The 13,148-nt window shown below is 64.6% G+C and carries 14 protein-coding genes; 6 read left to right on the top strand and 8 right to left on the bottom strand.

Annotated elements, in window-relative coordinates:
• Positions 1-111 precede the first annotated feature (111 nt).
• The gene (gene priA, locus H0O21_RS07955; RefSeq protein WP_185190938.1) at positions 112-2,334 is read left to right on the top strand and encodes a primosomal protein N'; all 2,223 of its coding nucleotides are present in this window, start codon (positions 112-114) and stop codon (positions 2,332-2,334) included.
• Between the two features lies 1 nt (position 2,335).
• On the opposite strand, the gene H0O21_RS07960 is transcribed toward priA, so the two are convergent.
• The 3 genes from H0O21_RS07960 to H0O21_RS07970 are packed head-to-tail and all read right to left on the bottom strand — an operon-like array spanning position 2,336 to position 4,864.
• Positions 2,336-3,433 carry a DUF3153 domain-containing protein gene (locus tag H0O21_RS07960; RefSeq protein ID WP_185189299.1) on the bottom strand — a complete coding sequence of 366 codons (1,098 nt, stop codon included), beginning with the start codon at positions 3,431-3,433 and terminating at the stop codon, positions 2,336-2,338.
• A gap of 3 nt (positions 3,434-3,436) precedes the next feature.
• Complete coding sequence (gene argB / locus H0O21_RS07965) at positions 3,437-4,300, bottom strand: acetylglutamate kinase (RefSeq protein ID WP_185189300.1); 864 nt, start codon at positions 4,298-4,300, stop codon at positions 3,437-3,439.
• A gap of 9 nt (positions 4,301-4,309) precedes the next feature.
• A complete protein-coding gene (locus tag H0O21_RS07970; protein ID WP_185189301.1) occupies positions 4,310-4,864 on the bottom strand; it encodes a DUF2854 domain-containing protein in 555 nt (184 codons plus the stop codon).
• Positions 4,865-4,955: 91 nt separating this feature from the next.
• Between H0O21_RS07970 and H0O21_RS07975 the strand changes: the two genes are divergently transcribed.
• The gene (locus H0O21_RS07975; protein ID WP_131454490.1) at positions 4,956-5,168 is read left to right on the top strand and encodes a hypothetical protein; all 213 of its coding nucleotides are present in this window, start codon (positions 4,956-4,958) and stop codon (positions 5,166-5,168) included.
• A gap of 109 nt (positions 5,169-5,277) precedes the next feature.
• Here the strand turns inward: H0O21_RS07975 and H0O21_RS07980 are convergent, their stop codons facing one another.
• Positions 5,278-5,748 (bottom strand): single-stranded DNA-binding protein, encoded by a 471-nt coding sequence (locus tag H0O21_RS07980; protein ID WP_185190939.1) that lies wholly within the window; start codon positions 5,746-5,748, stop codon positions 5,278-5,280.
• A gap of 34 nt (positions 5,749-5,782) precedes the next feature.
• Between H0O21_RS07980 and H0O21_RS07985 the strand changes: the two genes are divergently transcribed.
• Both H0O21_RS07985 and cutA read left to right on the top strand, forming a co-directional pair.
• Positions 5,783-6,562 carry a precorrin-6A/cobalt-precorrin-6A reductase gene (locus H0O21_RS07985; protein ID WP_185189302.1) on the top strand — a complete coding sequence of 260 codons (780 nt, stop codon included), beginning with the start codon at positions 5,783-5,785 and terminating at the stop codon, positions 6,560-6,562.
• On the top strand, positions 6,556-6,864 hold the full coding sequence (cutA, locus tag H0O21_RS07990; protein ID WP_131454487.1) for a divalent-cation tolerance protein CutA: 309 nt from the start codon (positions 6,556-6,558) through the stop codon (positions 6,862-6,864). Before H0O21_RS07985 ends, cutA begins: the two co-directional genes overlap by 7 nt.
• On the opposite strand, the gene H0O21_RS07995 is transcribed toward cutA, so the two are convergent.
• From H0O21_RS07995 to H0O21_RS08010, 4 genes are all read right to left on the bottom strand, one after another.
• A complete protein-coding gene (locus H0O21_RS07995) occupies positions 6,857-7,870 on the bottom strand; it encodes an adenosine kinase (RefSeq protein WP_131454486.1) in 1,014 nt (337 codons plus the stop codon). The two genes, cutA and H0O21_RS07995, sit on opposite strands and share 8 nt — an antisense overlap.
• Positions 7,871-7,921: 51 nt before the next feature.
• Entirely contained in the window at positions 7,922-9,241 is a 1,320-nt protein-coding gene (locus tag H0O21_RS08000) for an adenylosuccinate synthase (protein WP_185189303.1), read from the bottom strand.
• Between the two features lie 135 nt (positions 9,242-9,376).
• Positions 9,377-9,814: a photosystem II protein Psb27 gene (gene psb27 / locus H0O21_RS08005; RefSeq protein WP_185189304.1), complete on the bottom strand. Its 438-nt coding sequence runs from the start codon at positions 9,812-9,814 to the stop codon at positions 9,377-9,379.
• A 15-nt stretch (positions 9,815-9,829) separates the two neighbouring features.
• A complete protein-coding gene (locus H0O21_RS08010) occupies positions 9,830-11,647 on the bottom strand; it encodes a proline--tRNA ligase (RefSeq protein ID WP_185189305.1) in 1,818 nt (605 codons plus the stop codon).
• Positions 11,648-11,793: 146 nt separating this feature from the next.
• On the opposite strand from H0O21_RS08010, the gene H0O21_RS08015 reads away from it, so the two are divergent.
• Both H0O21_RS08015 and H0O21_RS08020 read left to right on the top strand, forming a co-directional pair.
• On the top strand, positions 11,794-12,258 hold the full coding sequence (locus tag H0O21_RS08015; protein ID WP_185189306.1) for a resolvase: 465 nt from the start codon (positions 11,794-11,796) through the stop codon (positions 12,256-12,258).
• 336 nt (positions 12,259-12,594) lie between these two features.
• Positions 12,595-13,107, top strand: a complete 513-nt coding sequence (locus H0O21_RS08020; protein ID WP_131454481.1) for an inorganic diphosphatase — start codon at positions 12,595-12,597, stop codon at positions 13,105-13,107.
• Positions 13,108-13,148 lie beyond the last annotated feature (41 nt).

Here is a 13,148-nt window from a genome sequence, read left to right on the forward strand (position 1 = left end):
AACTCTGCACGGTTCCGACGACAGCGTATGGCTGTCCAACTTCTTCATCTTAAGAAAAACCTGTAGCCCCTGCAACCCCTACCCTGCAGGCCGCACCTGCTGGCCGTGCTGATGGTGGAGGTGGTGGATGTCTGGCTCGAGGCGGGGCGTGATGGTCGCTCGTTCACTTACGCCGACTCCCTTGGGCTAGGGGTTGCGCCTGGTGATCTGGTGCGTGTTCCCCTTCGCGGTCGCTCGATGCAGGGGCTGGTGATTGCCCGCCGTCTTGCAACCTCGACCGATGCCGATCTCGGCGAGTCCCTTCAGGCGGTGCAAGCGCTGCTTCAGCCCGCTGCCGTCGACCCCGCCTGGAGGGATTGGTTGGATGCGATGGCGATCCGTTGTCACACCAGCCCCTTCCGCATGCTGAAGGCGGCTCTGCCTCCGGGCTGGCTTGGCCAGCGGGTCCAGCCCTCCTCGGCGGGGCGTCGGATCTGGTGGGTGGAGGCGTTGCCCCTGTCTGACGTGGGCCTACCCCCTCGCCAGGCTGCACTGCATGCGTTGCTGCTCGAGAGGGGTGGCGAATGGCAGCGTCAGCTGCAGCAGGAAGGTTTTGGCTCCCAGCTCATGCAGGCCTTGGAGCGCCGCGGAGCTGCCAGTCGTGAGCTGCGCCTGGCTCCAGCTGTCACCGCTGCCGCGACACCGCCGGCTGTTCCATTGGATCCCGAGTTGCCCCAAGTTCTCACTGAGGAACAGCAGCGGGTGCTGGAAGCCTTTGCTCCGCAGCCCGCCGGTGGCGGCATGCTCCTGTGGGGGATCACCGGTTCCGGCAAGACCGAGGTGTACCTCCAGCTGGTGGCCCGCGAGCTCGCAGCTGGTCGCCATGCCCTGGTCCTCACGCCGGAGATCGGTCTGATTCCTCAACTGGTGGATCGCTGTCGCCGCCGTTTTGGCTCGTCGGTTCTGGAGTATCACAGCGGCTGCAGCGACCGGGAACGCGTCAGCGCCTGGCGTCGCACTCTCGACACCGCCACGCCTCTCGTGGTGGTGGGGACTCGTTCGGCCGTGTTCCTGCCCCTGGATCCTCTGGGTCTGATCGTGCTTGATGAGGAGCACGACAGCTCCTACAAGCAGGAGTCCCCCATGCCCTGCTACCACGCCCGTGACCTGGCCCTCGAGCGGGTGCGTCGACTGGGGGGACGGGTGTTGCTCGGTAGCGCCACCCCCTCCCTCGAAACCTGGATTCAGCTGGAACCCCGGGGACCGCTGGCCCTGGCCCGTCTCAGCCGGCGGATCTCCAGTCAGCCACTCCCGCCGGTGCATGTCATTGATATGCGTCAGGAACTGCAGGATGGCCATCGACGCCTCCTCAGCCGCCCACTGATGGATCGACTGGCGCTCTTGCCAGAGCGTGGAGAGCAGGCGGTGGTCTTGGTGCCTCGACGCGGCTACAGCAGTTTTCTCAGCTGCCGCAGCTGTGGTGAGGTGGTGCAATGTCCCCACTGTGATGTGGCGCTGACCGTCCATGGCCAGCGCCCAGGTCGCCAGTGGCTGCGCTGCCACTGGTGTGACCATCGCGCTGAGATCACCAGTGCCTGCGGCCACTGCGGCTCCCTGGCGTTTAAGCCTTTCGGGGCTGGAACCCAGAGGGTTCTTGAACGCCTCTCTGAGGAACTCGAGGGCTTGAGGCTGTTGCGGTTCGACCGGGACACCACCGGGGGGCGTGACGGTCACCGGCGCCTGTTGGAGCGTTTTGCAGCCGGCGAGGCGGATGTGCTGGTTGGCACGCAGATGCTCGCCAAGGGAATGGATCTGCCTCGCGTGACCCTGGCGGCCGTTCTGGCTGCCGATGGCTTGCTCCACCGGCCTGATCTGCGCGCCGGTGAGCAGGCGCTCCAGCTGCTCCTTCAGCTCGCCGGTCGGGCCGGTCGTGGGGAGCGACCCGGCCAGGTGTTGGTGCAGACCTACACGCCTGATCATCCCGTGATCCGACATCTCGTGGATGGACGCTATGAGCGTTTTCTTGAGGAGGAGGAAGTCGTACGCCGTGAGGCGGCCCTGGTGCCTTTCAGTCGGGCCTGTCTCCTGCGCCTCTCGGGTGTGTCGGTGTCGGCCACGGCCACGGCTGCCAGCGTGCTCGCCGAGCGGCTTCGCCCCCTGTGTCAGGCCTCGGGTTGGCTGTTACTGGGACCAGCCCCAGCTCCCGTGGCCCGGGTGGCCGGACGCAGCCGCTGGCAGTTGCTCCTGCACGGTCCTTCCGGAACTGATCTGCCTCTGCCACCGGGATCGGCCCTTTGGGATGCCTTGCCCAGGGATGTGGCCCTTGCTGTTGATCCCGATCCCCTGCAGCTCTGAATCAGGACGGCAGCTCCGGGTAACCAAAGCCCAGATTCAGGCGCAGACGCTGGAGCAGCAGGGTCACCCCAAGCAGCACCACCACGACGAGGGCGCCGAGACCCAGCCGGCTCCAGCGCCAGATCCGCAGTGTCAGCCGGTTCACCTGACCTGCTTCAAGGGGCCAGAGCAGTGCGCCGTCGCCGATGGTGGGCTTCTGTGGGCTGCCCTGGCTGTGGCGGCCCGCAGCTGGCGGCGTCAGCCGTACGCGCAGTTCGGGCAGCGGCAGCCCCTTCAGCGCTTGTAGATCCAGGCTCAGTTCCAGCCGTTGCTGCACCCCGATCAACCAGTTGCGCTCCTTGAGCTCCAGCTGAGGCGCAGGCAGATCAAGGCCCGCGGCGGCGGCGGCGGCCGCCGCCGTGTTCTGCAGCAGCCGTTGCGCTTCGTCGCTGCGAAGCACGGGGGCCTGGAAGTGTTGTGAACCGCCCCGGGGCTGGGAGGCCGACCAGCGGGGGCTCAGTGCTTCCAGGCTTCGAGCGAAGCGGCCCTGCCAGGGAAGCGGCTGACTGGTGCCGCTGTCGATCGTCCATCCCAGCTGCACTCGGTCTGGACCGGGCAGACCGATGTCCGCCGTCAGGCGTCCGCATCCACTGAGCAGCACGGTCAGCCCGATGAACACCAGCAGCACCACGACAGCGAATCCAGGCGTGGCGGCTGTGGTGGGGCCGGTCGGCGGTGGCGGCGGCGGTGGTGGCCCCTGATTGCGGCGGCGACGGATGGGGCGGGGTCGTTCCCCCATCTGCGGCGCCAAGTCGAGGGTTGGCAGTTGCATCGACCACCGCGCCGGCCGCTGCAGGCTCGGTGCCTCAAGCACCTCCAACAATTGTTTGGCACGGGTGCGCACCTCGTTGTCACGGCAGCGAGTCAGCAGGCGACAGGTGCTCAGGGCTTTCTCCTCCTGCCCCTGCCCCATCCAGGCCGTCACCATCAGCATCCGGATCTGGGCCCCGGCCGGATCCGTGATCGGGCAATCGGCCACCAGCGGCTCCAGCAGCTGCAGGCACAGGCCATAGTCCCCCCGTTCAAGGGCGGCTTCCGCCGGTGCTACGGGCGTGCTCATCGATCAACCGCGACCCAGCACCATCGTGCCGATTCCGGCATCGGTGAACACCTCCAGCAAGAGGGCATGGGGCACGCGTCCATCAAGGATGTGTGCTGCGGCAACCCCCTGGGCGAGGGCACGGATGCAGCACTCGGTTTTCGGTGTCATGCCTCCAGCCACGACGCCCTCGCTGATCAACTGTCTCGCCTCCGAGAGCCGCAGTTGGCGGATGAGGGAGTCGGGGTCGTCACGATCCCTCAGGATCCCCGGGGTGTCGGTGAGCAGGATCAGCTTCTCGGCTTCCAGGGCTGCGGCTAGCTCACCGGCGACAGTGTCGGCATTGATGTTGTGAGCACGGCCATCAGCGGTGGCGGCCACACTCGAGATCACCGGCACGTAGCCCTTCTCAAGCAGTGGTTCGAGCACATCGGGGTTGACCCGGGCCACATCTCCGACCAGTCCATGGCTGCCATCCCCCCAAGGGCGCGCTTCAACAAGCATTCCATCGCTGCCGCTGAGGCCAACGGCCCTGGCGCCTAGGCGGTTGAGGCCGTTGACGATCTGTTTGTTGACCCGTCCCACCAGCACCATCTCGACCACATCCATCGTGGCCGGATCCGTCACCCGAAGGCCGTCACGGAACTCAGCCGGAATCTCGAGACGTTTCAACCAGGTGTTGATCTCTGGCCCGCCGCCATGCACCACCACCGGCTGCACACCCACGCTGGTGAGCAGGGCGATATCCCGGAACACCGCTTCCTGCAATGCGGCATGGGCCATGGCAGCCCCGCCATACTTCACCACGATCCGCCGACCGGCGAAACGCTGGATGTAGGGAAGGGCTTCGCTGAGAACCGAAACCCTCAGGGCGTCGTCAGTGGCCATCGCGTCAGTTCACTGCTCTCCATGCTCGCCTGCCGCCGGCAGCAGGGTCAGGTCGATCCGATCACTCCCCAGAGCTGCGATCTTGGCTTGAAGGCCTTTGGCGAAGAAGCGTCCCAGACGTTCTTCCCGCTCCTGCCAGCGCTCCAATGGCACGGCTCCAAGGGTGAAACGAAGTCTGAGGCCATAACCGCCATCACTGGCTAATTCCTCGATCTCCAGCAGCTGGGGCGGGGTGTCTTCATCCCAGAGTTTGAGGGCTTCCAGCGAAGATTCCAGATGGGCTTTCTGCCCGTAGCGCCAGCGGGTCACATCACCGAGCAGCTTGCCCAGTTCCGGAGCGGCGGCTTCACGCTGTTGCCGAAAGGTGGTGGCTGGAATCACTCGGCGGGCTGGGGGCAGTTCGGATGACTTGAGTGCCAGGCCCCCCAGCAGGATCGGAATCCCGTAGAAGATTGTCGGCAGGCTGAGGTTGGCGTTCCCGCTGCCATAGGCGATGGCACCCACCACGGTGAGCACACCGCCAGCCACGGTGATCAGGTTGCCGGGAGAGATCAGGTTGGTCATGGGTGCACTCTGATGCAAAGGCCTGCCCTGGCGTGGCGCAGCAGGGCCCGGGGGCACGGAGAATGGGATGGTCATCGGCGGTTATGCCCCCATGGAGAGCTCCCCCCAACAGGACCCGGGCACGTCTGCTGATCTGGCCACCCTGATCGCCAAGCTCGACCAGGACAGGGCCTGGCTGCTCGAGCAGATCGATCGTGGACGCTGGGCCGAGCTGAGGCTTGATCTGGCGGCCTTGGAGCGGGAGCTGGGCCAGTTGCTGGTGAAGGCGGCGGAGCGTCTGGAGACGGATGGCGGCAGGTCCTGAGCGCTCACCTCACCGCCGGCTTCATGGCATTGGCTGTTCGGATAGGCCTCGCTGTTCCGGACAGACCGGCTGTTTAGAAAGGTCTGGCTGTTCAGAAAGGTCTGGCTGTTTAGAAGGGAATGTCGTCGGTGTCAGGCACGAGCGGTGCGCTGTTCCAGGTGGCGGCTGCCTCCTGGGGTTGCGCTGGAGCTGGGGGTACCTGTTTGGGAGCAGGCGTCACAGGGCCGCTCGAGGCGGGGGCAGCCGAGCGGGGAGCTTGCGGCGCTGTGGTGGCTCCAGAGCCCACGGGATGGAGACGAGCAAGCGTGAATTCCGCACGCTTCTCCTTGGTGCCGTCCTGGCGGGCCACGGTGTTCATCCGCAGGCGCCCTTCAATCATCAGGCGCTGTCCTGGCTGAACTCGGTTCTGAAGGTCCTGGGCGAGGTTGCCCCAGCCCACCACCTTGATCTGGCCGGCCGGATCATCGGGACGCAGGCCGTCGAAACGCACCTCCATTTCCGCGATCGGGGTCTGGTTGTCCTGGGTGTAGCGAAGGGTGGGGGCCTCCAGCACCTCCACTTCGAGCACACAGTGGTTCATCGCCGTCCGACGCGTTGATGGAGTCGCCATCCTGATGCACGAACCGCGCAACCGCCAGGGCCATGTGTGGCTGCTTGCCGGCACCGGCGAAGGCCCTCTGATCGCCCGCACCCTGCTGGCCAAAGGCTGGCAGGTCAGCGTGAGTGTGGTCTCCTCCTCTGCTGCAAGCGTTTACGACGGCCTGTCGCTGCGTCACCTATGGATCGGTGCCCTGGCCGGACCGCAGGCGATCCGGGGACTCTTCGAGCGCGAAGGGATTGATCGGGTTGTGGATGCCACCCATCCCTTCGCCACGCGGATTACGGCCCAGCTGCTGGAGGCCTGCGGCGGCGAGGGGCCAGCGTTGTTCCGCTTTGAACGACCGATCGAGCCCCTTGCCGGTGCACGGCTGATGGAGGGCGTTGATGCACTCACAAGCTCCGCGGGAGGGCGTCGGATCCTTCTGGCTCTGGGTGCTCGGCACCTGCCGGCGGTCGTGGCAGCCCTCAAGCCCGGCGGGCATCACCTCCATGCCCGCGTGCTGCCCAGTCCTCTCGCCCTTCGCCAGGCCCTGGCGGCCGGACTTCCCGCCCAACGTCTGGCGGTGCACCGTCCGCAGCAGGAAGGGGATGGCGCCTCCCTGGAGGCAGCGCTCTGTCGCCACTGGGCGATCACGGATGTGCTCTGCCGACAGTCTGGGGGGATCACGGAGCGTGCCTGGCACCGGGTGACCCAGCAACAGGGGCTTCAGCTGTGGCTGCTGCGTCGCCCCCCTCTGCCGGAGCAACTTGAAACCGTGCATAGCGTGGATCAGCTGCTCGATCGCCTGTGCTGAAGCTTGTTCTCACCACCGAAGCCGATGCCGCAAAAGCGGATGCGCTGGCCCAGGCCTTGGTGGAGCGGCGCCTGGCCGCTTGCGTCAGTCAGCATCCAATCCGCTCGTGCTACCGCTGGAACGGGGTGATCGAGCACAGCGAGGAGGTGCAGCTGCTGATCAAGACGACCGAGGCCGCGTGGCCGCAACTCCAGCCCGTGCTGTGTGAGCTGCACAGTTATGACACCCCCGAATTGCTCCACTGGACGGTGGAGGCCAGTGATGGGTATGGGGGGTGGGTGGTAGCGGAGCTGCTCAGCTGAGGTGCTGCCGCACGAGCTCGGGCAGGGATGCCTGGGAGCGGGGGCCGAGCTGGGTGACCACCTGACCGGCGCAAACAGACCCGATTCGGCCGCAGCTTTCAAGGTCGAGCCCCTGGGTGTAGCCGTGGAGGAATCCGCCGGCATAGAGGTCGCCTGCTCCAGTGGTGTCGACCAGGGTGCCCAGGCGATAAGCAGGAATGTCCCAACGCTGATCGCCGCTGAGCACGACGGAGCCCTGTTCACTGCGGGTCAGGGCCGCCACCTGGCAGCACCCCTTCACCTGTTCAAGGGCGCTCTCAAAACTGTCGGTGCCGTACAGCGAGGTGATTTCACTTTCGTTGGCGAACAGCACATCCACATGGCCATTCACGAGCTCAAGAAAGCTGTCGCGGTGACGATCCACGCAGAAGCCGTCGGAGAGGGAGAGGGCGACTTGTCCGCCGCTGTCCCGACAGGCTTCCGCTGCTGCGATGAAGGCGCGCTTGGCTGCTGGGCTGTCCCAGAGGTAGCCCTCCAGGTAGAGCACCTTGGCGTCACGGACCATGGAGAGATCCAGGTCTTCGGGTTCCAGTTGCACGGAAGCACCCAGGTAGGTGCACATCGTGCGCTGGGCATCGGGCGTCACCAGAATCAGGCAACGGGCCGTGCTGGGGCCGTTGGTCGCTGCTGGGGTGTCAAAGCGGGTTCCGACAGCTCGGATGTCGTGGCTGAAGATTTCACCGAGCTGGTCATTGCGCACGCGACCGATGAATCCGGCCCGGCTTCCTAGTTGAGCGAGACCCGCCAGGGTGTTGGCGGCAGATCCACCGGAGGTCTCGAGGCCGGCGCCACTGGCCTGGTAGAGGATCTGGGCCTGCTCTTCATCCACGAGGGCCATCGCCCCCTTGGTGAGGCCATGGCTTTCCAGGAATGCATCGCCGGTCTGGACCAGCACATCCACAATCGCGTTGCCGATGCCCACCACATCCAGGGAAGCGGCGGAGTTGCTGAATCGGGATGAGGTCATCGGGTGATGGCGAACGCGTTACGCCGCAGTATCACCCTTCGCCGGATCGACTCAGGCGCTGAGCAGGGCCCGTTTGGGCCCGTGGATTGGGTCTTCCACCACGATCGTCTGATCTCTACTGGCGCCGAGCGACACGATCGCGATCGGCACTTCCATCAGGTCGGCCAGGAAGCGCAGATAGGCCATCGCCTTCTCTGGCAGATCGTCCAGGCGCCGGCAGTCGGCGGTGGAACACTGCCAGCCCTGCAGGCTTTCAAAAATCGGCTTGCAACGGGAGAACTCCTCGGCGCAGCTGGGGAAGTAATCGATGCGCTCTCCATCCAGTTCGTAGGCCACACACACCTGGATCTCATCGAGCTCATCGAGCACGTCCAGCTTGGTGACGGCCAGGCAGTCCAGACCGTTCACTTCAACGGCATAGCGGCCGATCACGCCGTCAAACCAGCCGCAGCGGCGACGACGGCCCGTGGTGGTGCCGAACTCGCCGCCACGCTCGGTGAGCTGGTCGTTGAGACTGCCACTCAGCTCTGTTGGGAACGGCCCTTCGCCAACACGGGTGGTGTAGGCCTTGGCCACGCCGATCACCCGGTCGATCAAGGTCGGGCCGACGCCGGCACCGATGCAGGCCCCGCCGGAGACCGGATTGGAGGAGGTGACGTAGGGGTAAGTGCCGTGGTCGAGATCCAGCAGTGTTCCCTGGGCCCCTTCGAACAGGATGTTTTTGCGGTTGCGGGCGGCGCTGTGAATCGCCCGGGTGCAGTCGACCACATGGGGAGCCAGACGCTGCCCATAGGCCAGGTATTCCTGGATCACCTCGTCGCCATCGACGGGCTCCATCCCGTAAATGGTTTCGAGCAGTTGGTTTTTCTCCCTGAGGGGCCCTTCGAGTCGGTCGCGGAGGCGCTGCTCGTCGAGCAGGTCAATCACCCGGATCCCGCTGCGTTGGGATTTGTCGGCGTAGGTGGGGCCGATGCCGCGTCCGGTGGTGCCAATCCTGCGATCACCACGCTGCTTCTCCATCGCCAGATCCAGCAGGCGGTGGTAGGGCATGGTCACGTGGGCGGTGGAGGCCAGCTGGAGGCCGGAGATGTCGATCCCGTTCTCGATGAGCATGTCGAGCTCCCCAAGCATCACCTTCGGGTCAACGACCGTTCCCGAACCGATCAAGCAGATGGTGTCGGGATAAAGGATTCCAGAAGGGATCAGGTGAAGCTTGAGCACCCGACCGTCCACGACGATCGTGTGGCCAGCGTTGACGCCGCCCTGATAACGGACGACAACATCGGCGGAGCGGCTCAGGAGATCGGTGATCTTTCCTTTTCCCTCGTCACCCCACTGAGCACCGATGACGACAACGTTGGCCAAAGACACTGCGGCCCGAAGCCGCTAATCTGCACAATCCGGCAGTTTCGCACTTCACCCTTCCCTACGTCAAAAATGCCCCTGAGTGCGTGACATTTTCAGTCCGGATCAGCGCGATGCCGCATGCGGGCAGCTGAGCTTTCCTCAGCTGCCGCGCACAGCCGAACGCTCGGCCTTGGACAGTTCTTTGCCGACCCGTTCTTTCAGGCTCTCGGGCAGTGGGCGGTTGGCGTAGGTGTTGTAGTGACCGGCCAGGGAATTCAGAGCGGTCTGCATCGTGGTGAAGGAGGCCAGGCCATTCACTTGGGGGCGTGGGCGGTACCGGGACATGTAGTCATTGATCAGACTCCGCGCTGCCAGTTCTGCATCAGGACGCTCGGCATCGTCCTGGCTCAGGGCGATCGTGGCCTGCAGGGTGTGTGCAACGGCCACCGTGTCCTCCACGTAATCCCCGGTCAGGCCGGACGCTGAGGCCCCGGAGCAGGCGGTCAGCAGCAGGGTGACGCTGAGGCAGGCCACCACGGTCCAGGCCATCGCCACCTTCAGCAGCTGTTGGGTGAGGCGATACAGGGCGGAGAGCATGGTGGCGGATCCGATTCAGGCGACTGTACGAGTTGTGCCCCGAACCGTCAGCCCAGAGCGGATCGCGCTGATCACTTTCTCGAGGGCTTCTCCCTGGGGCAGCACCGCCGTGCTGCGGTTTTGGCGCTCCACGAGCTCAATCCGCCCATCGGCAGCATCGCGACCGACCACGAGGCGCCAGGGGATGCCGATCAGGTCGGCATCCTTGAACTTCACCCCGGCCCGTTCGTTGCGGTCATCGAGCAGCGCATCGATGCCGGCCTCCAGGAGTTGGCTGTAGAGCTGCTCGCCGAGCTGGCGTTGCGTGTCGTCCTGCATGCTCGCCACCACCACGATCACTTGGAAGGGGGCGATGGCCAGGGGCCAGCAGATGCCACCCTCGTCGTGGTGCTGCTCGACGGCGGCCTGCGCGAGGCGCGAGACGCCGATGCCGTAGCAGCCCATCCAGAAGGGTTCTTGCCCGCCATCCGCATTGGTGAAGGTGGCTTCCATGGCGGAGGAGTACTTGCGCCCCAACTGGAAGATGTGACCCACTTCGATGCCGCGCCGCTCGATCAGTTGCTGCGAAGGGTCCGAGAAACAGCGATCCCCTGCTCGGGCATTGCGCAGGTCCACCTGGATTGGTGCCGTCCCAAGATCGCCCCAGCTCCAGCCCCAGCGATGCCGGTCCGGCTCATTGGCGCCGCAGACGAAACGGTCCAGCTCAAGGGCTGTGGGGTCGGCGAAGCGAAGGAAGGAGTGAGCCCATGATTTGGCGCCCTGAAGGATCCCGTCCTCCAGATCCGGACCGAGAGCACCGAACGGCCAGGCCTGCAGCCCCTGGCTGCCGATCTGCTCCGGGCTCACGGGATTGAGATCCAGGACTCCTTCACCAAGGTGGGCCGCCAGGGCGTTGGTCAGCTTCACCTCATTGAGCTCCTGGTCACCACGAAGGCTGACCAGGAGCGGACGCATGGCCCCGGATTCCATCCGGGCAACCAGGGCCAGCACCTTGACCACCTGGCTCGGCTCAAGAGCCTGGTTTTGGCAGAGCGCCTCAATCGTGTGCTGGCCGGGTGTGTCGATCACACGACGCTCACCCGCTGGCAGGGCAACGGCATCGGGAGGAATCGAGACCGCCTTCTCAAGATTGGCGGCGTAGTCACCCGATTCGCTCATCAGGATCAGGTCTTCACCCGCTTCAGCCGTGACCATGAACTCCTGAGATGCGGCGCCGCCAATGGCGCCGCTGTCGGCATCCACGGCAACGGCTTGCAGGCCGCAGCGTTCGAAGATCCGCCGGTAGGCCCCATCCATGGCCTCGTAGCAGCTGCGCAGATCGGCTTCGTCTGCATGGAAGGAATAGGCATCTTTCATGATGAATTCACGCCCGCGCATCAAGCCGAAACGGGGTCGAATCTCATCCCTGAATTTGCTTTGAATTTGGTAAAGCGTGACTGGCAACTGCCGATAGGAGCGCAGCAGGTCTCCCGCGAGGGCGGTGACCACTTCTTCGTGGGTCGGCCCTAGGCCAAGACGGCGCCCCTGACGGTCCTCGAGGTTGAACATGATGCCCTCGCCGGCGGTGTAGCCCTGCCAGCGACCGCTGCGCTCCCAGAGCTCGGAGGGCTGGAGTTGCGGCAGCAGGGTCTCCAGTGCTCCGGTGGCGTCCATTTCCTCGCGCACGATGGAGCTGATCCTGCGCAGCACCCTCCACATCAGGGGCATGTAGGCATAGATGCCGGATCCGACCCGCCGGATGTAGCCGCCTCGCAGGAGCAGTTGATGCGAAGCGATCTCAGCGTCAGCGGGAACATCCCGCAGCGTCACCAGCATCAGGCAGGAGACGCGCATGGGAGGAGATGACGAGAAAGCGGGAAATTACCACCGCTTCAGTTAAGGGTCGATCGGCGAAGTGGCCCTGATCGAAGGAGGAATGGGTGACTCTTGAGTCTCAACTGCTAACGTCCCTGAGACTTCAGTTGCCATCAGGCTTTCCCATGCTTTCTCGGTCGATCGACCCTGCTTCCGCCGCCGGCGGAGTCTCCGTCGAAACGACCGCCGATGTGGATGCGGTGATCGCCCGTTCCGACGCGCTCGTCGGCATCGAAGACGTTCAGAAATCGCTCAACAGATCCCGCGCGTCGGTGTACCGCTACACCAACACCGATCCCAGGAATCTCAACCCTCCGTTTAATCCTCGCAAGCTCAATCCTGAGTACCGCGGCGACCAAAAAGATCCCCTCCTCTTCCACCCCAACGAGGTGGCTCGCTTCGCTAAGGACGTCCTTCGCATCAAGGAGGTCACCGTTGAAGTGCTCAACTCGCCTTCAACCGCCACACAGCAATGTCTGGGGGCGATTCTCGAGGAGCTGCGTCTGATTCGCTCCCATCTCGAGGGCCTGCAGGACGCTCCTTCCGATCTTTCCGCTCGCCGTGAGCGTCAGGACCGCAGCGCCGCCTGATCGATCACCCGTCCTGCAGTCTGCTGGAGGCGATGCCATGATGGATCGGCTAGCCCTGCATTGTTTGTGATGGAGGGCGGCTCTCCCGGATGAGAGATCGAGCCCCCCATGGTGCTCCTCTTCATTGGGATGTCCCCGATCACCCCTGCATGGACCCCGAACCTCCTCACGGTTCCCAGCCCGACTCTTCCCATCACGACGGCCTCGACCTTTCTGGCCCGGCCCTCGTTCTTGCTGGTTTTGCCCTCGCAATCGTCAGTCTCGGTGTTCCGATGATTGCAGTGATTACGGACCGGCCCCTCAGAGGTGCTCTGCCCTCCACCGCTCAGGAGCGCAATGGATCTGCGATCCCTTCCCCCTTCGCCATCACCCGGGTTGGTGAACCTGGTGGTGGAGATCCCGGCGGGCAGCCGCAACAAATACGAGTATTTCGCTGACGCGGGAATCATGGCCCTGGATCGGGTGCTGCACTCCTCGGTGCGCTACCCGTTCGACTACGGATTCATTCCCAACACCCTGGCCGAAGACGGGTCTCCCCTCGATGCGATGGTGATCATGGAGGAGCCCACCTTCGCGGGTTGCCTGATCTGTGCCCGGCCGATCGGCGTGCTCGATATGCACGACACAGGCCATTACGACGGCAAGATCCTCTGCGTCCCCGTGGCTGACCCCCGTCAACGAGGCATCACCAGCATCCGTCAGATCGCTGCGAACCAGTTGGAGGATGTGGCTGAATTTTTCCGGATTTACAAAAATCTCGAAGGCCGGGTGACCTCCATCGGTGGCTGGCGTGATGCCGATGCGGTTGCCCCGTTGCTGGAGACTTGTATCCGAGCCACCCAGGTCTGATCGGCGCGCGGTCCCTTCCTTGGTGACGTTCCGGGAACGTT

The sequence above is a fragment of the Synechococcus sp. HK01-R genome, from assembly GCF_014217855.1.
Lineage (GTDB): Bacteria > Cyanobacteriota > Cyanobacteriia > PCC-6307 > Cyanobiaceae > Synechococcus_C.